The organism is Streptomyces sp. MB09-01 (genome assembly GCF_033794505.1).
Taxonomy (GTDB): domain Bacteria; phylum Actinomycetota; class Actinomycetes; order Streptomycetales; family Streptomycetaceae; genus Streptomyces.
This window is the reverse complement of record NZ_JARAYQ010000073.1, coordinates 1-21825: the sequence shown is the minus strand read 5'-3', so window position 1 is coordinate 21825 and position 21825 is coordinate 1. Positions and strand designations below refer to the sequence as shown.

At 72.1% G+C, this 21825-nt stretch carries 22 protein-coding genes; 4 read left to right on the top strand and 18 right to left on the bottom strand.

Annotated elements, in window-relative coordinates; all coding sequences use genetic code 11:
- Positions 1-109: 109 nt before the first annotated feature.
- The 10 genes from PV721_RS17485 to PV721_RS17440 form a co-directional block, all read right to left on the bottom strand.
- A complete protein-coding gene (locus tag PV721_RS17485; protein WP_319725163.1) occupies positions 110-991 on the bottom strand; it encodes an alpha/beta hydrolase in 882 nt (293 codons plus the stop codon).
- A 171-nt stretch (positions 992-1162) separates the two neighbouring features.
- Positions 1163-2368: a kynureninase gene (gene kynU, locus PV721_RS17480; protein WP_319725161.1), complete on the bottom strand. Its 1206-nt coding sequence runs from the start codon at positions 2366-2368 to the stop codon at positions 1163-1165.
- On the bottom strand, positions 2361-3209 hold the full coding sequence (locus tag PV721_RS17475; RefSeq protein ID WP_319725159.1) for a tryptophan 2,3-dioxygenase family protein: 849 nt from the start codon (positions 3207-3209) through the stop codon (positions 2361-2363). The genes kynU and PV721_RS17475 overlap by 8 nt, the downstream gene beginning before the upstream one ends.
- Positions 3210-3375: 166 nt before the next feature.
- Complete coding sequence (locus PV721_RS17470) at positions 3376-3789, bottom strand: DUF3151 domain-containing protein (RefSeq protein ID WP_030012083.1); 414 nt, start codon at positions 3787-3789, stop codon at positions 3376-3378.
- Positions 3790-4086: 297 nt separating this feature from the next.
- The gene (fbaA, locus tag PV721_RS17465; RefSeq protein WP_319725155.1) at positions 4087-5109 is read right to left on the bottom strand and encodes a class II fructose-bisphosphate aldolase; all 1023 of its coding nucleotides are present in this window, start codon (positions 5107-5109) and stop codon (positions 4087-4089) included.
- A gap of 346 nt (positions 5110-5455) precedes the next feature.
- Complete coding sequence (gene pyrE, locus PV721_RS17460) at positions 5456-5995, bottom strand: orotate phosphoribosyltransferase (RefSeq protein WP_319725153.1); 540 nt, start codon at positions 5993-5995, stop codon at positions 5456-5458.
- A 21-nt stretch (positions 5996-6016) separates the two neighbouring features.
- Positions 6017-6805 carry an aldose 1-epimerase gene (locus tag PV721_RS17455; protein WP_319725151.1) on the bottom strand — a complete coding sequence of 263 codons (789 nt, stop codon included), beginning with the start codon at positions 6803-6805 and terminating at the stop codon, positions 6017-6019.
- A gap of 33 nt (positions 6806-6838) precedes the next feature.
- Entirely contained in the window at positions 6839-7660 is an 822-nt protein-coding gene (locus PV721_RS17450) for an SRPBCC family protein (RefSeq protein ID WP_319725149.1), read from the bottom strand.
- Between the two features lie 32 nt (positions 7661-7692).
- A complete protein-coding gene (locus tag PV721_RS17445; RefSeq protein WP_319725147.1) occupies positions 7693-9336 on the bottom strand; it encodes a polyamine aminopropyltransferase in 1644 nt (547 codons plus the stop codon).
- A gap of 125 nt (positions 9337-9461) precedes the next feature.
- On the bottom strand, positions 9462-10010 hold the full coding sequence (locus PV721_RS17440) for a DUF2617 family protein (protein WP_319725145.1): 549 nt from the start codon (positions 10008-10010) through the stop codon (positions 9462-9464).
- Positions 10011-10693: 683 nt separating this feature from the next.
- Between PV721_RS17440 and PV721_RS17435 the strand changes: the two genes are divergently transcribed.
- Positions 10694-11884, top strand: coding sequence for a pyridoxal phosphate-dependent aminotransferase (locus PV721_RS17435; RefSeq protein ID WP_416371122.1), 1191 nt, complete (start codon positions 10694-10696; stop codon positions 11882-11884).
- Positions 11885-11999: 115 nt separating this feature from the next.
- Positions 12000-13190, top strand: coding sequence for a hypothetical protein (locus PV721_RS17430; protein ID WP_319725142.1), 1191 nt, complete (start codon positions 12000-12002; stop codon positions 13188-13190).
- Between the two features lies 1 nt (position 13191).
- On the opposite strand, the gene PV721_RS17425 is transcribed toward PV721_RS17430, so the two are convergent.
- Both PV721_RS17425 and clpB read right to left on the bottom strand, forming a co-directional pair.
- A complete protein-coding gene (locus PV721_RS17425) occupies positions 13192-13731 on the bottom strand; it encodes a YbjN domain-containing protein (RefSeq protein ID WP_319725140.1) in 540 nt (179 codons plus the stop codon).
- A gap of 110 nt (positions 13732-13841) precedes the next feature.
- Positions 13842-16427 carry an ATP-dependent chaperone ClpB gene (clpB, locus tag PV721_RS17420; RefSeq protein ID WP_319725139.1) on the bottom strand — a complete coding sequence of 862 codons (2586 nt, stop codon included), beginning with the start codon at positions 16425-16427 and terminating at the stop codon, positions 13842-13844.
- Between the two features lie 120 nt (positions 16428-16547).
- Between clpB and PV721_RS17415 the strand changes: the two genes are divergently transcribed.
- Positions 16548-17012, top strand: a complete 465-nt coding sequence (locus tag PV721_RS17415) for a pyridoxamine 5'-phosphate oxidase family protein (RefSeq protein WP_319725137.1) — start codon at positions 16548-16550, stop codon at positions 17010-17012.
- Between the two features lie 134 nt (positions 17013-17146).
- Here the strand turns inward: PV721_RS17415 and PV721_RS17410 are convergent, their stop codons facing one another.
- Both PV721_RS17410 and PV721_RS17405 read right to left on the bottom strand, forming a co-directional pair.
- The gene (locus PV721_RS17410) at positions 17147-17428 is read right to left on the bottom strand and encodes a (2Fe-2S)-binding protein (protein WP_051858941.1); all 282 of its coding nucleotides are present in this window, start codon (positions 17426-17428) and stop codon (positions 17147-17149) included.
- Between the two features lie 29 nt (positions 17429-17457).
- Entirely contained in the window at positions 17458-17718 is a 261-nt protein-coding gene (locus tag PV721_RS17405; RefSeq protein WP_319725135.1) for a hypothetical protein, read from the bottom strand.
- Between the two features lie 102 nt (positions 17719-17820).
- Between PV721_RS17405 and PV721_RS17400 the strand changes: the two genes are divergently transcribed.
- Positions 17821-18894 (top strand): helix-turn-helix transcriptional regulator, encoded by a 1074-nt coding sequence (locus PV721_RS17400; RefSeq protein ID WP_319725133.1) that lies wholly within the window; start codon positions 17821-17823, stop codon positions 18892-18894.
- A gap of 61 nt (positions 18895-18955) precedes the next feature.
- Here the strand turns inward: PV721_RS17400 and PV721_RS17395 are convergent, their stop codons facing one another.
- From PV721_RS17395 to PV721_RS17380, 4 genes are all read right to left on the bottom strand, one after another.
- The gene (locus PV721_RS17395; RefSeq protein WP_319725175.1) at positions 18956-19426 is read right to left on the bottom strand and encodes a heat shock protein transcriptional repressor HspR; all 471 of its coding nucleotides are present in this window, start codon (positions 19424-19426) and stop codon (positions 18956-18958) included.
- Positions 19427-19428: 2 nt separating this feature from the next.
- Positions 19429-20610 carry a molecular chaperone DnaJ gene (gene dnaJ, locus PV721_RS17390; RefSeq protein ID WP_319725131.1) on the bottom strand — a complete coding sequence of 394 codons (1182 nt, stop codon included), beginning with the start codon at positions 20608-20610 and terminating at the stop codon, positions 19429-19431.
- 39 nt (positions 20611-20649) lie between these two features.
- Positions 20650-21315, bottom strand: a complete 666-nt coding sequence (gene grpE / locus PV721_RS17385) for a nucleotide exchange factor GrpE (RefSeq protein ID WP_319725129.1) — start codon at positions 21313-21315, stop codon at positions 20650-20652.
- On the bottom strand, positions 21315-21825 hold a 511-nt coding region (locus PV721_RS17380; RefSeq protein ID WP_319725127.1), incomplete at its 5' end, for an Hsp70 family protein. The genes PV721_RS17380 and grpE, both read right to left, overlap by 1 nt.

The window sequence follows — 21825 nt, the reverse complement described above, 5'->3', positions numbered from 1 at the left end:
CCCCATGCCTGTGCGCGGATCCTCGCACACCGCCGGAACGGCCGGGACGGACGCCTCGGCCGGGCCGCCGGCCGGGACGCTGGCCGGGACGCCCGCCGGGACGCCGCCGCTACCAGGCCAGTTGCGCGATCTCCTCCGACACCACCGCGCAGGCGTCCGCCGCCGGATCGATGAGCGGGAAGTGGCCGACCCCGTCGAGGAGCGTCAGCCCGACCATCTCGCCCGCCTTCGCCGCCGCCGCCACGTACGCCTCGGCCACCTGCTGCGGGACCACGATGTCGTCCCGTCCCTGCACCACCGCCGTGGCGATCCCTGTCGGCAGCAGGGCCGCCGGGTCCGCGTACGGGAGGCGGTCCGCGAAGTGCTCCTCGCCGCCCAGCAGCTGCGCGCTCGCGCCGCCGCACACGCCCAGTTCCTCCGCCACCGCGAAGTCCGCGATCGGGGCCAGTGCCACCACGCCGCGCAGCATCGGCGGGGACGGCAGCCTCCACGGGGAGTCGTGCGGGAGCACGTGCCGTCCCGCGGCCCACAGTGCGAGGTGTCCGCCCGCCGAGTGGCCGGTGACGACCACGCGGCGGACGTCGGCCTGCGGGAGCGCCGCGGCGGCCAGCCCCGGGAGGGCGTCCATGGCGGCGGCGACGTCGTCGAAGGTCTCCGGCCAGCGGCCTGCGACCGGCCCGTCGGCGTTCTGGTGCGGGAGGGAACTGCCGCGCCGGTACTCGACGTTCGCGACGGCGAAACCCCGCCGGGCCAGGAAGTCCGCGAACGGGGTGATGTGCTGCCTGTCGTACGGCGCCCGCCACGCGCCGCCGTGCAGGACGACCACCAGCGGGACCGGGCCGCCCGGGGCCTCGGCACGCGGGGCGTAGAAGTCGACGACGTGGTCGGGGTGTTCCCCGTACGCGACGGTCGCGTCCGGCGCCACGGCCGGATGGGAGAAGGCCGAGGCGGCCTCGGCGGCGTCCCGTTCCACTGCGGCGGGGTCCGTCATCGGCTCAACCTCTCGGTAACGCGTGGGACAGCGGGGACAGATGTTCCGGTGTTCCGGCAGAGCGGGACCGTATCAGTCTGGAACGGAAGGTTCCGTGCGAGGTCCGGGATGTGACCGGGCGGACGGAGCCGTAGCCCCGCCCGCCCGGTGATGTGACGTTTCCCTACCGAGTCACCCGAAAATGTGACCCAGGGTGCGTGCGGCGCGCTCGGCGTCGGCGAAACCGACGTAGAGCGGGGTGAAGCCGAAGCGCAGGACGTCGGGTGCGCGGAAGTCGCCGATGACGCCCCGGGAGATGAGTTCCCGCATGACCTCGCGGGCGTTCTCGGTGCGCAGCGAGATCTGGCTGCCGCGGTGCTCGTGCTCGTCCGGGGTGACCGACTCGACCCGGCCCTGCGGGACGTACGCCGCCACGCATTCGAGGAAGAAGTCGGTCAGGGCGAGCGACTTGGCCCGTACGGCCTCGACGCCGACCCCGTCCCAGGCGTCGAGCGCGGACTCCAGGGCCAGCATGGACAGGATGTCCGGGGTGCCGACGCGGCCGCGGGTCGCCCCCGCGGCCGCCTCGAAGGCCGGGGTCATCGCGAAGGGATCCGCGTGGCCGTTCCAGCCGGGGAGCGGGGAGTCGAAGCCGGCCTGGTGGCGCCCGGCGATGTACAGGTACGCGGGCGCGCCCGGGCCGCCGTTGAGGTACTTGTACGTGCAGCCGACCGCGAGGTCGACGGCATGCGCGTCGAGGCCGACCGGGAGGGCCCCGGCGGAGTGGCACAGGTCCCAGACCGTGATCGCCCCGGCGGCGTGGGCCGCCGCGGTGAGGGCGGGCAGGTCGTGGAGCCGCCCGGTGCGGTAGTCGACGTGGTTGAGGAGGACCACGGCGGTGTCCGCGTCCATCGCCTCCGCCGCGTGCGAGGGGTCCACCGGGGTGACGGTCAGGCCCGTCATCCGGGCCGCCGACTCGGCTATGTAGCCGTCGGTCGGGAAGGTGGCCGCGTCGACCAGCATCCGGGTCCGGCCGGGGGCCGCGAGGCGTGCGGCACCGACCAGGGCCTTGAAGAGGTTGACGCTGGTGGAGTCGCCCACGACGACCTGGCCGGGGGCCGCGCCGATGAGGGGGGCGAGCTTGTCGCCGATCCGCTCGGGGGCGGTCCACCAGCCGCTCTCCTCCCAGGAACGGATGAGGAGCTCGCCCCACTGCCGGGAGACGACGTCGGCGGTGGTGCCGGCGACGCCGGCCGGGAGCGCTCCGAGGGAGTTGCCGTCCAGGTAGACGACTCCCTCGGGAAGGGTGAAGCGCCCGCGGAGCTTGGCCAGCTCGTCGGCGGTGTCCAGGGAGTGCGCGCGGGCCGCCAGGTCGGCGGGGCCGGAGGTCTCAGACATGGCTGCGGGCCGTCCAGAGCTCCGGGAAGACGTTCTTCGTGGCGCGCTTCTCCAGCCAGGTCACGCCGGCCGAGCCGCCCGTGCCCGTCTTCGCGCCCATCGCGCGGCGGGTGGCGACCAGGTGGTCGTTGCGCCAGCGCCAGACGAGCTCGGCGACGTCCGTGAGGACCTCGCCGAGGCGGTGGAGGTCCATGTGCTCGTCCGGGGTGGCGTAGAGGCCGGTCCAGACGGCCTCGACCTCGGCCGAGGGCTCGTAGCGCAGCGAGAGGTCGCGGTCGAGGACGGAGGCCGGGACCGGGAAGCCGCGGCGGGCGAGGAGGCGCAGGACCTCGTCGTAGAGGCTCGGCTCGTGGAGGGCCTTCTCCAGCTCCGCGTGGACGCGCGGCGCGCCCCGGTGCGGGACGAGCATGGAGGAGGACTTCTCGCCGAGCAGGAACTCCATCCGGCGGTACATCGCGGACTGGAAACCGGAACCTTCGCCGAGCGCGGCGCGGTAGGCGTTGAACTGTCCCGGGGTGAGCTGGGCGAGCGGGCGCCAGGAGGCGTTGAGTGCCTCGAGTTCGCGGAGGGAACGTTTCAGCGCATCCATCGCGACCGGGATGCGGTCCTCGCGCAGGGCCTTCGCGGCGGTTTCCCACTCGTACACGATGACCGTGAACCACAGCTCCATGACCTGGGTCGTGACCAGGAAGACCATCTCGCCGGGGTCGTCCGAGCGGAGGTGCTGGAGGTGGGTGAGAACGTCCGCCTGGACGTAGTCCTCGTACGGGGTGGTGCCGTCGAAGTCGAGGTTCGGGGTGTCCGACCCGCCGACTCCGGAGGCATCAAGGGTGTTCGACATTTCTGTCTCCTCGACACGTGCTTCCGGGTAGCGGTCCGCTCCTTCCGTGAGGTGAGTGGAGCCCCGGTCCCCTGCCCGCAGCATAGGACACCCTCGCGCCGGCGCTCCAGCGGTGAGTGACGCAGAGCACAGAAATGCGCTCCGCGTCACTCCCCGCTGTACGGCCTCAGGCGCTCAGCGTGTCCGCCGCCGTCGGGGACGAGTCGCGCAGGAAGGTCGAGCAGCGCTCGTACTCCTCCTTCTCGCCGATCGCCTCGGCCGCGCGGGCCAGGGCGTGCAGGGCCCGCAGGAAACCGCGGTTCGGCTCGTGCTCCCACGGCACCGGGCCGTGGCCCTTCCAGCCGGCGCGGCGTAGGGCGTCGAGGCCGCGGTGGTAGCCCGTGCGGGCGTAGGCGTACGACTCGACGGTGCTGCCGGCGGCGAAGGCCTCGTCGGCGAGGATCGCCCAGGCGAGGGAGGACGTCGGGTGCGCGGCCGCCACCTCGACGGCGGGGGTGCCGGCGGCGATGGCCTCGCGGCCCGGCTCGTCGGGAAGGTGGGTGGGGGCGGGGCCCCCGAGCAGGTTCTGGTGAATGGACATGCCCCCAGTCTGCCGGGCCGCTGGCGCCGGGCCGAGCAGCGGTGGCCGCACTCCGGTGGGGGAGTTTACAAATCCGCGGTCCGCACCCGCCCCGGCCGGGGGCCGTGCACGAAGGGCCCTGTCTCCGTCGCGGGACGGGGACCGGGCCCTTCGGTGAAGCGGTGATGCGGTGTGGCCGGTGTGGCCGGTGTGGCCGGTGTGGCCGGTGTGGCCGGTGTGGCCGGTGCGGCCGGTGCGGCCGGTGCGGCCGGTGCGGCCGGTGCGGCCGGTGCGGCCGGTGCGGCCGGCCGGGGCCGACTACTTCAGCTTGGTACCGGTGGAGCGCAGGTTGGCGCACGCCTCGGCGACACGCGCGGCCATGCCCGCCTCGGCGGCCTTGCCCCAGGTGCGCGGGTCGTACTTGGACTTCGTGCCGACCTCGCCGTCGACCTTCAGCACACCGGCGTAGTTGCTGAACATGTGGTCCACGACCGGGCGGGTGAAGGCGTACTGGGTGTCGGTGTCGAGGTTCATCTTCACGACGCCGTTCTCCAGCGCGGTGGCGATCTCCTCGGCCGTGGAGCCCGAACCGCCGTGGAAGACGAAGTCGAACGGCGAGGCCTTGCCGAACTTCTCCGCGACACCGGCCTGGAGGTCCTTGAGGAGCTCGGGGCGCAGGACCACGTTGCCCGGCTTGTAGACGCCGTGGACGTTGCCGAAGGAGGCAGCCAGCAGGTAGCGGCCCTTCTCGCCCAGGCCGAGGGCCTCGGCGGTGCGGATCGCGTCGTCGACGGTGGTGTACAGCTCGTCGTTGATCTCGTGGCTGACGCCGTCCTCCTCGCCACCGGTCGGGGTGATCTCGACCTCAAGGATGATCTTGGCGGCGACGGCCTTGGCGAGCAGCTCCTGGCCGATGGCCAGGTTGTCGGCCAGGGTCTCGGCGGAGCCGTCCCACATGTGCGACTGGAACAGCGGGTTCAGGCCGCGGGCCACGCGCTCGGCGGAGATGTCGAGCAGCGGACGTACGTAGCCGTCCAGCTTGTCCTTCGGGCAGTGGTCCGTGTGCAGGGCGACCGTGATGTCGTACTTGGCGGCCACGATGTGCGCGAACTCGGCCAGGGCGACCGCGCCGGTGACCATGTCCTTGTTGTACTGGCCACCCAGGAACTCCGCACCACCGGTGGAGATCTGGATGATGCCGTCGCTCTCGGCCTCCGCGAAGCCACGCAGTGCAGCGTGCAGGGTCTGGGAGGAGGTCACATTGATGGCCGGGTAGGCGAACTTGCCTGCCTTCGCCCGGTCGAGCATCTCGTTGTAGACCTCGGGGGTTGCGATGGGCATCTGTCCGCTCCTTGGATGTGCGGGGAGTGTGCTTATTGCGGGCCCTGACCTGGGGGCGACGTCATCGTCGCGCCTATCTTTCCAGACTCAGCGCGGGGGTCCAGCCTGCCGGTCTCACGTGGTGGGCGAACGGCCCGGGATGTTTCACGTGAAACACCCCGGGCGTCCGGGAAACGGCAGGTCAGAGCCGCAGCGGGCCTCGCCGAGGACCTTCTTCACCAGTTGGCGCGGTGGCCGGTCCGGCCGCCCCGGGCCCCGAAAGGAGACCCGGAAGGAGACCGGAAAAGGGACCCGGAAGCACGGACAGGGCCGGAAGGCAGACCCTGGGACAGTCCCGGGAGGCGGCCTAGGACAGGCCCAGGTCCTCGAGGCGGTAGCCGGTGAGGTACGGGAGGCCCGCCTCGGCGATGGCATCGGCCGCGCCGCGGTCGACGATCGTAGCGACGGCGACGACCTCACCGCCGGCCTCGCGGACCGCCTCGACGGCGGTCAGCGGGGAACCGCCGGTGGTCGAGGTGTCCTCGACGACCAGGCAGCGCTTGCCCTTCACGTCGGTGCCCTCGATGCGGCGCTGCATGCCGTGGGCCTTCTGCGCCTTGCGGACGACGAAGGCGTCCAGGCGCTGGCCGCGCGCGGCGGAGGCGTGCAGCATCGAGGTCGCCACCGGGTCGGCGCCCAGGGTCAGACCGCCGACGCAGTCGAATTCGAGCTCGGCGGTCAGGTCGAGCATGACCTGACCGACCAGCGGGGCCGCCTCGCCGTCGAGGGTGATCCGGCGGAGGTCGATGTAGTAGTCGGCCTCCCGGCCGGAGGAGAGGGTCACCTTGCCGTGCACGACGGCCTTGTCCTTGATCTGCTGCAGGAGCGCATCCCGTACGTCACTCATGGCCCTGAGCTTAATTGCGCCCTAGCGCAGCCGACGCCACGTCCACGTCGTGGAGACCTCCAGCGGGTCCACCGGGGTGACCAGGCGCGGCAGGGTGTTCAGCCCGTTCGGCGGACCGGACTGCGGCTCCACGCAGACGGCCTCGGACTCCTCGTCGTAGACGACCACCCATTCGGCCCGGCTGGTGAGCCGCAGCTCCAGGGCGCCGGGCCAGGTGAGGGTGACGTCGACCCCGTCCGGCATGCCGAAGCAGTCGTCCCAGGGGCCGGGCTTCGGGTCGGTGCGGTGGCCGGTCGGGAGGTGGTCGGCTCCGCGCTCCTCCTGCCAGGCGGGCTCGAAGGAGAGCTCCACCGGCCCGCCGCCGGTCCCGAGGTCGCGCCGGAACCAGGGGTGCCAGCCCGCCTGGGCCGGGAAGGAGTCCCCGTACGTCTCGACGCCCATGGTGAGGGTCAGCGCCTCCTCGGCGAGCGCGAACACCTGGGTCACCCGGCCCGGGTACGGCCAGGGCTGCGCGAGGTCGTATGTGAACGCCGCCTCGGTGGCGGTGGCTCCCGCCGGGCGCCAGGAGGCGTCGCGGCCGAAGCCGTGGAGCGCGTGCGGCGGATGGTTGACCGGCATCTGGTGGACGGTGCCGCCGTCGCGGAACCTGCCGTTCTCGATCCGGCCGCACCACGGGACCATCGGGAACGCCCCGTACCTCGGGCCCTGGCGCAGCAGCTCCGTCCCGTCGATGCGCAGGCTGCTGATGCGGCAGCCGTTCTCCTGGTCGACCGTCACCTCGGCGCCGCCGGCGCTCAGTTGCGTACTCATGCGGTCGACCCTAATGCGGGCCGCGGCCGCAGGTCAGCGACGGCGGCGCAGGGCCCGGCCGATGACGACCGCCGAGGCCAGCGCGAGGGCGGCGGCCGGGGCGATCCAGCGCAGGCTGTCGCCGGCGGTGGTGGTGGCGGGCGCGGGGACCGGGGCGTACCGGCCGCGCGGAGGCGCGTGGTCCACCTCCTCCGCACTGCGGCCGATCATGGTGCGGCGGGCGTGGGCGGCCTCGGCCGGGGGCCGCGGGGCCCCGTCGAGCTCCTCGAACCCGCCGGCCAGGAACGGGTCCAGCGACGGGGGCGGCACCTCGGTGTCGTAGAGGGAGGCGGTGACCTCGGTGACGTCGCCCTCGACGAACCCGGGGCCGTTGTCGTCGCTCTCCCCCGCCTCCGCCTCCTCGGCCTCGGCCACGGGGTCGCCGAGGGCGGACCCTGCGGTCAGCTGGCCGACGGCCCGGTCCAGCAGGCGCTGTACGGCGGCGGCCGCGGCCTCGGGGCTGAAGGCGGCGGCGCGCCCGTCGGCGGTGGCCCCGGCGGTGAAGTCCAGCCGGGTCCCGTCCTCGGCCGGGGACAGCCGCAGGTCCACGGAGAACTTCACGGTCCCGCTGCCGCGGACCTCCGTGCCCTCACCCTCGAAGGTGAAGTGCCCGGGGTCCCGCTCGATGACGGCCAGGGCTCCCCGGTAGGTCACGGTGCTCCCGCCGACGCGGACCTTCAGCCGGCCGGAGACCGGCCCCGCCTCGGTGTCGGCGTCCTGCTGGAGGCCCGGTACGCACCTGGCCACCCGGGCGGGATCGCGCAGCACGGCGCGGAGATCGTCTGCCGGTACCGGGACGAACACCTGATGCTCCATGCGGTCGAGCCTACCGACGACAGCGCACCGGGTCACGAATACCGCGGGTGCGGCAGGGTCGACGGCAGGAGCCCGGGGACCCGGGTGCGTTCCGTGTCGCGCGCCGCGTCCTGCAGCGAGCGGGTCGACAGCGAGCGCAGGGCGGGCGTGTCGTGGTCCACACGCAGCGGGGGGACCCCGTCGCGGGCGGCCAGCACGAAGCCCCAGTCCTGCGGCGGTGCGCCGTCGAGGCCGAGCGGGGTTCGGTCGGGCCCTGCGGCGAAGCCCGAGAGGCGGCCGCCCGCGCTGTAGGGGGAGGTCAGCAGGCCGGCCGCGCGGAGGGTGGAGTCGACGGTCCAGTACGTCCGCGGTCGCGTGGCCAGCGGCCCGGCGTGCACGGCGATCCGGCCCCCGGGGCGCAGGGCCCGCGCGGCCAGCCCGTAGAACTCCTGCGAGTACAGCTTCGTGCTGGGGGTGATGCCCGGGTCCGGGAGGTCGGAGACGATGACGTCGAACCGGCCGGCGGCGGCCGGCCCCCGCAGCCAGGCGAAGGCGTCCTGCGTCACGACGGCCGTGCGCGGGTCCTCGTACGCCCGCGCGTTGAGCGCGGAGAGCATCGGATCGGTGCGGGCGAGCCCGACCACGCCGGGATCGAGCTCGACGACGGTGACGGAGGCGACGTCCCGGTAGCGCAGCACCTCGCGGGCGGCGAGCCCGTCGCCGCCGCCGAGGACCAGGACGCGGGCGTGCGGGCCGGTCATCGCGGGGTGGACCAGGGCCTCGTGGTAGCGGTACTCGTCGTAGCCGCTGACCCGCAGCCGTCCGTCGAGGTACAGGTCGAGGGAGCGCGGGGAGCCGGTCGAAGGACCCGTGAGCACCAGTTCCTGCACGCCGGTCTGGACGGCGACCCGCACCTCCCCGCCGTAGACGGCGCGCCGGGCGACCCGCTCGAAGTCGTCGGCGAGGACGGTCGCCGAGGCGAGCACGGCCAGCACGGTCACGTTCGCGGCGAGCAGCAGCCAGCGGCTGCGGCGGCTCAGGTCGCGGCGGAACAGCCACAGGACCAGCCCGCCGCCGACGGCCGCGTTGACCGTGCCGGTGAGCATGGCCCCGGTGAGCTGGCCGAGCATCGGGAGCAGCAGGAACGGGAAGGCGAGGCCGCCGACGAGGGCGCCCACGTAGTCGGCGGCGAAGAGGTCGGCGACGGCTCCGCCCGCGTCCTGTCTGCGGATGCGCTGGATGAGGACCATCAGCAGCGGGATCTCCGCGCCGATGAGCACCCCGATGACGAAGGAGAAGGCGACGAGGGCGGGACGGGACTCCCCCAGCCAGGCGAAGCTCGCGTACAGCGCCATGGCCGAGAGCCCGCCGAGGAGGGCGAGCGCGGCCTCGATGGCGCCGAAGCCGAAGGCGGGCCGGTGGCGCAGGCGCTTGGCGAGCAGGGAGCCGACGCCCATGGCGAAGACCATGACGGACAGCACGACCGACGCCTGGGTGACGGAGTCGCCGATGAGGTAGGTGCCCAGGGCGAGCAGCTCCAGTTCGTACACGAGCCCGCAGGCGGCGCAGACGAACACGGTGGCCAGCACGAGGAGTCGGCCGGTCCGGGGTCGTACGGGCAGAGCGGCCGGGACGGTCGCAGCGCCCCGCGGCTCCGGAGCCGGGAGTACCCGGCGCGGGACGGAACGGTCGATCATGTAGCGAACCGTACGTCACCGCCCACCTACATCCGGTCACCCACATGGGTGCAAGTGGCTTATCGATCCAGCCAGTTGGCGTAACGGCGGCGGGCCGTCCGCGCCCCGGAGGCGCCGGCCGGCCCCTACAGCAGCGCGGGCGATTCCAGGGGCACGGCGGCCGGGGCCCCCGTCCGTACGCCCACCCGGGTCCGGGTGGCCACCAGCTGGCCCTCCTGCGGGTACGCGTGCCAGGTCCGCCAGAGCACCTGGCCCTCGTACCGCTGCGCGAGCATGGCGGTGAAGGCGTGCGGACTTCCCGGAAAGGTCCCCGCTAGCCCGTTCGGGTGGTCAGCCACCAGTGCGAGCAGCTCCTGCGCCCGCCCCGCGAAGGACCCGCGGGACAGGGTCTCGACCCGCGCGGCGAACTCGTACTCCCAGTCACCCACCCGTTTGGCCACGCCGAGCGGCAGCGGCGTACTGCTGCCGGGCATACAGGCGACCGTCTCCGAGCAGAGCACCTCGGCCTCCTCCAGAAGAACCTGATGGGAGGCTCCGAGCAGGCGCAACTCCACCTTGGCGCCCGACAGTTCGAGGTTCAGTACGGCCAGGGCGGGCAGCCGGTCCCGACCCAGGGCCCAGGCGAGATCGGCGGCACGCGTGTCGGTGTAAGAGGTCTGGAGGGTCGTGAGCATGAGTCGGCTCCGCAAACGCGCGAGGGAGATGGGCCGGGGCCCGCCAGCGGTAGTCAACGGGTGGGGGGACACCGGCACGGGTCCACAGGAAGTCCAGGGAGGTCCGAGGACTGGTCTACTCAACCGAGGGAATCATGAAAGGCACGGCACTCACAGCGTTTTTACCCAACTTGACGGGGTTTACATCCCCCCGGGGGCTCCACAGTTCACGTGTTCAACGCGTTGCGTCCCGCGCGTCGTCATGCATCGGCGAACGAGCCCGTACGCAGGGCCGGACGACGAGGTCGCCCGGCGGAAACCGGACCGCCGGGCGCCCTCCTCCACGCGGTGCCGGCTGCCCCGTGTCAGCTGGAACCGCCGCACCCGCCCCCGCCGCACGAAGACGACGAGCCGCAGGACGAAGACGAACCACACGACGAGGACGAGCCGCCCCCGTCCACCCACCAGCTGCTGCGCTTGCGACGGCCGCTGGTGTGCCCGCTCCTGGTCGAACGGGCTGCGATCGTCACGACGAAGGCGACGACCACGACTGCGATAACGATGAAGACGAACATGAGGTCCGCCCTTCTCTCACGCCCCGGTCTTCCCGGGGAGCGGGATCCCCGCGTCCCGCGTGAAGGGGGGATGCCCCCGGGCCGCACGGCCCAAAGCACACTTGAGGAAGTCCAGAGGTTGACCCCAGGATGACGCCCATGAGCGCACCCGTGAGCAGCGACCGCCCCTTCCTGAACCGCCGTCTTGCGGCCTTCGGCACGACGATCTTCGCGGAGATGTCGGCGCTGGCCGCCCGCACCGGTTCGATCAACCTCGGCCAGGGCTTCCCCGACACCGACGGCCCGGCGGAGATCGCCGAAGCGGCCTCCCGCGCGGTCCTCACGGGCCGGGGCAACCAGTACCCGCCGGGCCCCGGCGTCCCGGAGCTGCGCACGGCCGTCGCCGCGCACCAGCAGCGCTTCTACGGCCTGTCCTACGACCCCGACACCGAGGTCCTGGTCACGGCGGGCGCCACGGAGGCCATCGCGGCCTCCCTCCTCGCCCTGCTCGAGCCGGGCGACGAGGTCATCGCCCTGGAGCCGTACTACGACTCGTACGCGGCCTGCATCGCGATGGCCGGCGCGGTACGCGTCCCGGTCACCCTGCGCCCGCACGCCGGCGCCTTCGCCCTCGACCTGGACGAACTGCGCGCCGCCGTCACCCCGCGCACCCGCCTGCTGCTCCTGAACACCCCGCACAACCCCACGGGCACCGTCCTCACCGCGGCCGAGCTCGCCGCGATCGCCGAGCTGGCGGTCGAGCGCGACCTCCTGGTCGTCACGGACGAGGTGTACGAGCACCTGGTCTTCGAGGGCGCCCACGTCCCCCTGGCGGGCCTCCCGGGCATGCGCGAGCGCACGGTCACCATCTCCTCGGCCGGAAAGACCTTCTCGTTCACCGGTTGGAAGGTCGGCTGGGTCACCGCGCCCCCGGAGCTGGTCACGGCGGTCCGCTCGGCGAAGCAGTTCCTGACCTACGTCTCCTCGGGCCCCTTCCAGTACGCGATCGCCGAGGCCCTCGCCCTCCCCGACACGTACTACGACGCCTTCCGCGCCGACCTGGCCGCCAAGCGCGACATCCTCGCCGACGGCCTCGCGGCGGCCGGCTTCGAGGTCTTCCGCCCGCAGGGCACGTACTTCATCACCACCGACATCACCCCCCTCGGAGAGAAGGACGGCCTCGCCTTCTGCCGCGCCCTCCCCGAACGCTGCGGCGTCGTCGCCATCCCGAACCAGGTCTTCTACGACGACAAGTCCGCCGGCGCGACCCAGGTCCGCTGGGCCTTCTGCAAGCGCGAGGACGTCCTGCGGGAGGCCGCCTCCCGGCTACGCCGCCTCTGACCGCCGAGCGTCTTGCGGGGTGGCCGAGGCCGGTGTGAAGCTGTCGCTCGCACGAGCGCCCGAAGCCCTCACCCCCCGGTGAGCGGACCTCACCGAGAGACGGAAGTCGGGATTCATGGCAACGGGCAGAGCGACCGTGTCCGCGTCGCCCCTGGAGATGCGCGCGGTCCGGGCCGTACGGTCGGCCGCGCCGACGACGGTGATAGCGCTCGGCGTGTTCGCGGCCGTGCGCGGGGCCGGGGTGCTGGTGCTCGCCCTCGGGTCCTGGTGGGCCGGACGGGATCCGCTGCGGGTGCTCGGCCGGTCCTGGGACGCGGACTGGTACCTCCGGATAGCGGCCGACGGCTACGGGCGCACCCTGATGTGGCCCGACGCCGTCACCGGCACCGGGCCCGTACAGAGCGACCAGGCCTTCTTCCCGCTCTACCCCGCGCTGATACGGGCCGTCTCCGGCATCCTGCCCGGCGGGCCCGTCCCCGCCGCGCTCCTCGTCGCCTGGACCGCCGCCGCCGTCGCCGCCGTCGGGATCTACCGGGTCGGGGAGCGGGTCATCGGGCCGCGCGCCGGGCTGCTGCTCGTGGGGCTGTGGGCGGCCCTCCCGCACTCCGTGGTCCTCACCCTCGCCTACACCGAGGCGCTCCTGGCCGCCTTCGCCGCCTGGGCGCTCCACGCGCTGCTGCGCGGCCGCTGGCTGTGGGCCGCGGGCCTCGCCGTGCTCGCCGGGCTGACCCGGCCCACCGGGCTCGCCGTCGCGGCCGCCGTGTCGGCCATGGCCCTCCACGCGATCCTCGTACGAAGATCCCGGGCGGCCGAGGTGTGGGTGGCCGGGCTGGTGGCGCCGGCGGGCTGGGCGGCGTACGTCCTGGCCGTCGGGGTGAAGCGGCGCGACCCCTTCGGCGGCTACTTCGCCGTGCAGCGCAGCTGGGGCTCCCGCTTCGACTTCGGCGCCGGGGCGCTGCGCTCGGCGGAGCAGGTGCTGACCGGCGGGCACGTGCCCCTCGCGACCACCGTGACGGTGGTCCTGCTGGCCGCCGCCGGGCTGCTGGCGGTGCTGCTGGTCCTGGACCGCACCCCGCCCGCACTGCTCGCGTACACGGCGGTCCTGCTGGTGATGGCCTTCGGCGGGGCCGGCTTCTTCGAGTCCAAGCCGCGGTTCCTGCTGCCGGCCTTCCCGCTGCTCCTGCCGCTGGCCGCCGTCATGGCGCGAGCCCGGCCGCGCACCGCGGTCGTGGTGACCGTGGTGGTGGCCGGGCTCGGTTACGGCTACGGGCTGTACCTGCTTCTGGTGGCCCGGGTACCGCTCTAGCTCAGTTCGTGCCGTCGCCGTCGCTCTCGCCGTCGGTGGAGTCGACGTCCTTCTCCAGGCCGAGCTGCTCGACGAGCCACTTGTCGAATTCGATGGACGCGCGGACCCAGCTGACCGTGGAGGACACGAAGTGCTCCAGGTTGACGCCGGTGCCGATCAGCATCTGCGCCTCACCGATCAGGCGGACCGAGCCGTCGTCGTGCGTGTGGCTGTAGACCTTCGGCCACAGGGTGCGGCGGTTCCAGTCGTCGATCGACTCGAGAAGCTGCGGCTTCTCGTCGATCTTGTGCGGACGGTCGTAGAAGGTCCGCACCGAGAAAACCTGCTGCTCGTCCTCGCCGCGGAACATGAAGTACGTGCGGAACTCCTCCCACGGCGCCGCGAGGTCACCCTCGTCGTCGACGACGTACTTGAGCTCCATCTGCTCCAGCAGCTGCTTGACCAGATCCTGGTCGGGGACGACGGGGCCCGCCGGTCCTGTGGCCTGCGGATCGGGCTGCTGCCCTCCGAAGTTCGGAATCGAGGCCGGGTCGATGCTCACCGTGTTTTTCCCTTCGTGCGGATACATGCATCCTCCCCCATCCCGCCTACCCCGTGTCCAGCCCCGCAGCGCCGATCCGCTGCGGGCGGACACGGGTCCGCCCGCACGGGTCAGAGCGCCTTGCCGACCAGCAGGTCCTCGCCCGCCACGTCGACCCGTACGGTGTCGCCGTCGCGGACCTCGCCCGAGAGGATCTCCTTGGCCAGCCGGTCGCCGATCGCCGTCTGGATCAGGCGGCGCAGCGGCCGGGCGCCGTACGCCGGGTCGTTGCCCTTGACCGCCAGCCAGGCCAGGGCCTCGGGGGTGACGTCCAGGGTCAGGCGCCGGTCGGCCAGGCGCTTGGCCAGGCGGCCGATCTGGAGCTCGGCGATGTGCGCGAGCTCGTCGCCGGTCAGGGCGGAGAAGACCACCAGGTCGTCCAGGCGGTTCAGGAACTCCGGCTTGAAGGTGCTCCGGACCACGTCCAGGACCTGCTGCTTCTTCTGTTCGGCGGGGGTGGCGGGGTCCATCAGGAACTGACTGCCGAGGTTCGAGGTCAGGACCAGGATGGTGTTGCGGAAGTCCACGGTCCGCCCCTGGCCGTCCGTGAGGCGGCCGTCGTCCAGGACCTGGAGCAGGATGTCGAAGACCTCGGGGTGGGCCTTCTCCACCTCGTCCAGGAGCACCACGCTGTACGGGCGGCGGCGCACGGCCTCCGTGAGCTGGCCGCCCTCCTCGTAGCCGACGTAGCCGGGCGGGGCGCCGACGAGGCGGGCCACGCTGTGCTTCTCGCCGTACTCCGACATGTCGATGCGGATCATGGCCCGCTCGTCGTCGAAGAGGAAGTCCGCGAGGGCCTTGGCCAGCTCCGTCTTGCCCACGCCCGTCGGGCCGAGGAAGAGGAAGGAGCCGGTCGGGCGGTCGGGGTCGGCGATGCCGGCGCGGGTGCGGCGCACGGCGTCCGAGACGGCCCGTACGGCCTCGCCCTGGCCGATCAGGCGGCGCCCCAGCTCGTCCTCCATGCGGAGCAGCTTCTGGGTCTCGCCCTCCAGCAGGCGGCCCGCCGGGATGCCCGTCCAGGCGCCCACCACGTCCGCGATGTCGTCCGGGCCGACCTCGTCCTTGACCATCGTCCCCTTGGACGCCTCGGCCTCGGCCTCGGTGGCCTCCGCCAGCTCGCGCTCCAGGGCCGGGATCTCCCCGTAGAGCAGCTTGGAAGCGGTGTCGAAGTCCCCGTCGCGCTGGGCGCGCTCGGCCTGGCCGCGCAGGTCGTCCAGGCGCTCCTTGAGCTCGCCGACCCGGTTGAGGGACTGCTTCTCCTTCTCCCAGCGGGCGGTCAGGCCGCGCAGGTCCTCCTCCTTGTCGGCGAGGTCCTTGCGGATCTTCTCCAGGCGCTCCATCGAGGCCGGGTCGGACTCGTTCTTCAGCGCCAGCTCCTCCATGCGCAGCCGGTCCACGGACCGCTGGAGCTCGTCGATCTCCAGCGGGGAGGAGTCGATCTCCATGCGCAGCCGGGACGCGGCCTCGTCGACGAGGTCGATGGCCTTGTCGGGGAGGAAGCGGGAGGTGATGTACCGGTCGGAGAGGGTCGCGGCGGCGACGAGGGCGCTGTCGTTGATGACGACCTTGTGGTGGGCCTCGTAGCGGCCCTTGAGCCCGCGCAGGATGGCGATGGTGTCCTCGACGGACGGCTCGGCGACCAGCACCTGCTGGAAGCGCCGCTCCAGCGCCGGGTCCTTCTCGATGCGCTCGCGGTACTCGTCGAGGGTGGTCGCGCCGACCATGCGCAGTTCCCCGCGGGCCAGCATGGGCTTGAGCATGTTGCCCGCGTCCATGGCGGAGTCGCCGCCGGCGCCCGCGCCGACGACCGTGTGCAGCTCGTCGATGAAGGTGATGATCTGCCCGTCGCTGGACTTGATCTCAGCGAGTACGGTCTTCAGGCGCTCTTCGAACTCGCCGCGGTACTTGGCGCCGGCGACCATCGCGCCGAGGTCCAGGGCCACCAGGCGCTTGTTCTTCAGGGACTCGGGGACGTCGCCCTTGACGATGCGCTGGGCCAGGCCCTCGACGACGGCCGTCTTGCCGACGCCGGGCTCGCCGATGAGCACCGGGTTGTTCTTCGTGCGGCGCGAGAGCACCTGCACGACGCGGCGGATCTCGTGGTCGCGGCCGATGACCGGGTCGAGCTTGCCCTCGCGCGCGGCCGCCGTGAAGTCGGTGCCGAACTTCTCCAGGGCCTTGTACTGGCCCTCGGGGTCGGGGGTGGTCACCCGCCGTCCTCCTCGTGCGTTCTCGAAGGCGGCCAGCAGCTTCTTCGCGCTCGCGCCCCGGGTGGAAAGGACCTCACCCGCCGCGCCGCCCTTGGCGGCGATGGCGATGAGCAGGTGTTCGGTGGAGAGGTAATCGTCGCCGAGCCTGCCCGCCTGGGCGTCGGCCTCGGCGAGTACGGCGAGCAGGTCGCGGGTGGGCTGCGGGGGCGCGACCGTGGAGCCGGTGACGCTGGGCAGGGCCGCCAGCAGCCGCTCCGCACCGGCCCGCACCTCGGCCTGGTCGGCGTCGGTGGCGGCCAGCAGGTCGGTGACGTTCTCGTTGTCCTCGCCGGCGAGCAGGGCCAGCAGCAGGTGCGCGGGGGTCAGGTCGGCGTGGCCGTCCTTCACGGCCCTGCTGGTGGCCGCGTTCAGCGCGTCCCGGCTCTTGTTCGTCAGCTCGGCGTCCACTGCGTCTTCTCCTCTCCCCAAGGGGTAAATCCGACGAATCTGACAGGGTCAACCTATGCAAAGTTGAGTCTATTCCACTCAAGGCAAGGGAGGGCACCATCGGCCCGTACCCTTCGGCCCATGTCCCATGACGTACTCAACCCGACGCCCGAGTACCTCGCCTTCTGGCGGGAGCGGCACGTCTGCACGCTGACCACCCCGCGCCCCGACGGCACGCCCCACGTGGTGCCGGTGGGCGTGACGTACGACCCGGAGGCCGGGCTGGCGCGGGTGATCAGCAACAAGCACAGCAAGAAGGTGCGCAACGTCCTCGCGGCGCAGGCGCAGGCGGAGCCGGCTCAGGGGGCTCCGGCGGGCGGGGCACCGGCTCTCGGGACGCCGGCGGGCGGGGCCCGGGTCGCGGTCTGCCAGATGGAAGGGCGCCGCTGGGCCACCCTCGAAGGGCGCGCGGTGATCCGTACGGACGAGGCGTCGGTCGCCGACGCCGTGGCGCGCTACGCGCAGCGGTACGGACGGACGCCGTCGCCCAATCCCGACCGCGTGGTCATCGAGATCACGCTGGACCGGGCCATGGGTCGCGCGTGAGCCGTTGATTCTTCATCTTGTCCGGTTCAGGCACTGGACGCGGGCATCACAACGGCGCCATCGTGGTCAGGTCCACGATGGCGCCGTTGTGTGGGGGTAGCGCCTGAGCGATCTGCAACGACGGGGGAATCGCTTCAGGCACTGCGGGGGGTGGCGGTGGTGATATCGGGTTCGAAGAGCTGGTGGTCGCGCTGATCGAGATTGACGAAGACCATTCCGTAGCGCACCTCGCAGCGGACGGGCTGCGGCGCGCCGCGCGGGCGGCGCAGGCACCGGTAGGCACGTACGTCCTCGTCCTCCTCGCGCACGACGACGATCGGTTGGCCGAACAGGGTGACCATCAACGAATCGCCAGCGTGGGGGATGGCCGTGGCGAGATCGATGAACTGCCAGCCCGAGCGGTAGGCGGATGCCATCTCGCGGCGGAAACCGCGATCGTCGGGGGTCACGCGGGCACCGTCACAGGAGCCTCGGTCCAGCCCGTATCGCCACCCTCTCCGCCCAGCTGGCCGCTGGTCCAGCCGGTGTCGGCGTACTTACCCACGGGAGCCGTGGTCCAGCCGGTGTCGAACTCCGTGCTCGTCAGGCTGGTGCCCTGACCGCCCCTAGCGCTCCCCGCGTCACTTTCGACGGCGCTGACTGCCCCAAAAACCGCAACGGCGGAGAAACCTATGGCAAGCACCGAGCGAAGCATTCTCTTGAACATGGTCGGCTTCGTCCTCACTTGATGGAATCCTCTCCCCCGCGTGTCAGACGATGGCTCATTCAGGCACGTCAATGCCACAGGGACGATGCATCATGTTCTTGCATGTTCAGGACCCTGGGGGGTGGAGATTTGACGCGAAACGGGACAATGGCGACACATCCCCACCCCGTCACGTCCATGTGCGCCGAGGGAACGCGGCTCTATGCGACCGCACTGAGTACCGGCCGGATCGCCCGGGGCGAGATCCAGAACGCCCCCTGCCTGCTTGAATTCGCTCTTCTGCAGCCCGACCCGGATGACGCGAACCAACTGCGTCCGGTTCCCCCGTCCGTCGCTTTGGCTCAACGGCTCCATCCGATTGAACGCGAGATCCAAGACCGCCGGCGCAGCGCTGTAGATCTCACCGACACTTTCGAGCCTTTCCTGGCCATCAGCGCGCAGAGCCCGGCCAACACCCACGCCATCACCGTGCTGGAGGGCTTCGAGCGGATCAACGCCGCCCTCAACCTCGCGACGGCCGAATGCCACACCGAGGTGCTGACGGTACAGCCGGGCGGGGCCCGGCCCTCCGAGGCCCTCACCCAGGCCCTGGAGCGCGACCAGCCGCTGATCGACCGCGGGGTCAGCATACGGACCCTCTACCAGCACACCGCGCGGCACAGCCAGGGCACGCTCGCCTACGTGGACCGCATCTCCACGGGGAAGGTGGAGATCCGCACGCTCGAAGAGCTGATAGAGCGCCTCATCATCTTCGACCGCACGGTCGCCTTCATACCGGTGAGCGACGACCGCCGGGTCGCACTCGAACTGCGCCACCCCGGCCTCGTCGACTACCTCATCAAGGTGTTCGAGCAGCTGTGGCACCGCGCCGTGCCCCTCACGGAGGAGGTGACGTACCGCAGCACCCCCGGCGGCGTCACCGGCGTGCAGCGCACCATCGCCCAGCTCCTCATCGAGGGGCACGTGGACGAGGCCATCGCCCGCCGCCTCGGCATGAACGTCCGCACCTGCCGCGCCCACATCGCCAAGCTCGCCACGACCCTCGGCAGCGGCAGCCGCGCCCAGCTCGGCTACCTCATCGCCCAGTCCGGCATCCTGGGCCGGCCCTCCGCCCCGGACCGGGGCTGCGACGGGCCTCTGGACCGGGACCCCGACGAGGGCCGGGAAGGCCTCTAGAAAGCCGTCAGGCCCCGCCCTGGAGGGGCGGAGCCTGAACGTGCGCAAAGAGGGTGCCGGGTCAGTCCATCGGCCGCTTGGGGCTGGGGCGCCAGACCACCAGGGCGCTGCCCGGCTGCGGGGGCTGGTACTTGACCAGGTCGCGCCGGTAGGAGGCGTGCACCTGGGCCTCGCGGGCCTGCAGCGTGGCGGCCGCGCCGTCCACCGCCGCGGAGAGCTCGGCCACGCGCTGCTGGAGCGCGGCGACCTGGTTCTCCAGTTCGATGATCCGCTTGATGCCCGCCAGGTTGATGCCCTCGTCCTGGGACAGCGCCTGCACCGTGCGGAGCAGTTCGATGTCGCGGGCCGAGTAGCGCCGGCCGCGGCCGGCCGTACGGTCCGGGGAGACCAGGCCGAGACGGTCGTACTGGCGCAGGGTCTGCGGATGCAGACCCGAGAGCTGGGCGGCCACCGAGATCACGTAGACCGGGGTCTCGTCGGTGAGTTGGTAGCCCCCGCCCAAGCGGGAGGACTGTCGTCGGCGGCCGTCCATGCTCATGCTCCCTTCGCGGACTCGAACAGCGCGGAGCGCGGGTCCTCGGACTCCGTCGCCTCGCGGTACATCTCCAGCGCCTCACGGGCCTTGTCCGACAGCTCGGTCGGGACCGCGACCTCCACCGTCACCAGCAGGTCGCCGCGGGTGCCGTCCTTGCGGACCGCCCCCTTGCCGCGGGCCCGCATGGTCCGTCCGTTGGGGGTGCCCGGCGGCAGCTTCAGCGTCACCGAGGGGCCGTTCAAGGTCGGGACCTTGACTTCGGCACCCAGCGCCGCCTCCGCGAACGTCACCGGCACGGTCACCGTCAGGTTGTCGTCCTTACGGCCGAACACGGGGTGCGAATCGACGTGCACGACCACGTAGAGGTCGCCGGCGGGACCGCCGCGCTCGCCGGGCGCGCCCTTGCCGCGCAGCCGGATCCGCTGGCCGTTGGAGACGCCCGCCGGGATCCGGACCTGCATGGTGCGCGAGGAACGGGCCCGGCCGCTGCCCTTGCAGATGTCGCAGGGGGTCTCCGCGATCAGGCCGCGGCCCTTGCAGTCCGCACAGGGGTCGGTCAGCGAGAAGCCGCCGCCGCTGCCGCGCGAGACCTGGCCGGTGCCGACGCAGGTCGGGCACACACGGGGCGTGCCGTTCTTGTCGCCGGTGCCCGAACAGGCCTTGCAGGGTGCCTGGGAGGACATCCGGAGCGGGACCGTGGCCCCGTCCACTGCCTCCGTGAAGGAGAGGGTGACCTCCGACTCGATGTCCTGGCCGCGGCGCGGCTGGGTACGGGTGCCCGCACCCGGGCCGGCGCCGCGGTTGAAGAGGCCGCCGAAGACGTCGCCCAGGCCGCCGCCGAAGCCGCCGGCCTGGCCGCCGCCCTGCTGGGTGCCGCCGAAGAGGTCACCGAGGTCGAAGTTGAACGAGCCGCCCCCGCCTGGCCCGGGGCGGAAGCCACCGTTGCCGAACAGGGCGCGCGCCTCGTCGTACTCCTTGCGCTTCTTCGGGTCGCCGAGGATGTCGTTCGCCTCGGAGATCTCCTTGAAGCGCTCCTCGGCGGAGCCGTCGCCCTTGTTGGCGTCCGGGTGGAACTCGCGCGCGAGCTTCCGGTACGCCTTCTTGATCTCGGCCTCGGTGGCGTCCTTCGGGACACCGAGGACCTTGTAGTAGTCCTTCTCGACGAAGTCCTTCGTGCTCATCCCCGGTGTCCCTCCTCTCGTACCTCTACGTGTGGTGCATCAGCCCTCGTCGGGGGCATCCGCGTCCAAGCCCTCCGGCGCTTCGCCCTCCGCGACCGCTGCGTCGGAACCGGAGGACTTGGGTGCCGCGCCCGGCTGGGGCTCGGCCACCGCGACCCGTGCGGGACGGATCGTACGCTCGCCGATCCGGTACCCCGGCTGCAGGATCGCCACGCAGGTCGTCTCGGTGACGTCCGGCGCGTACGAGTGCATCAGGGCCTCGTGGATCGTCGGGTCGAAGGGCTCGCCCTCCTTGCCGAACTGCTGCAGCCCCATCTTGGCGGCCACCGTCTCCAGCGACTCGGCCACCGACTTGAAGCCGCCGACCAGCTCGCCATGCTCCCGCGCCCGGCCGATGTCGTCCAGGGTCGGGAGGAGCTCCGTCAGGAGGGACGCGACCGCGATCTCCTTGACGGTGATCCGGTCCCGCTCCACCCGGCGGCGGTAGTTCTGGTACTCCGCCTGCAGCCGCTGGAGATCCGCGGTGCGCTCGGAGAGCGCCGTACGGGCCTGGTCCAGCTGCGCGAGCAGCGCTACATCCTGTGCTGCGTCCCCGGCCGGGGCCGCCGCCTCCTCCTTGGCGGAGTCGGCGGCCTTCGGCTCGTCGGGCGTGCCGTCGACGGGGACTTCGGGCTTCTCGTCAAAACCCGGGGTCTCCTCCGACATCAGGCAGCGCCACCCTTCGGCTTCTCGTCGTCGACGATCTCGGCGTCCACGACGTCGTCGTCGGCCTTGGCCTGCTGGGCACCCTCGGCGCCCGCGGCGCCCTGAGCGGCCTGGGCGTCGGCGTAGATGGCCTGGCCGAGCTTCTGGCTGACCGCGGCGAGCTTCTCGGTCGCGGTGCGGATCTCGGCCGTGTCCTCGCCCTTGAGGGCTTCCTTCAGCTCGGAGACGGCGGCCTCGACCTCGGTCTTGACGTCGGCCGGGACCTTGTCCTCGTTGTCCTTGACGAACTTCTCCGTCTGGTAGACGAGCTGCTCGCCCTGGTTGCGGGACTCGGCCGCCTCCTTGCGACGGAGGTCCTCGTCCGCGTACTGCTCCGCCTCCTGGCGCATGCGGTCGACCTCGTCCTTGCCGAGCGAGGAGCCGCCGGTGACGGTCATCTTCTGCTCCTTGCCCGTGCCGAGGTCCTTCGCGGTCACGTGCATGATGCCGTTCGCGTCGATGTCGAAGGAG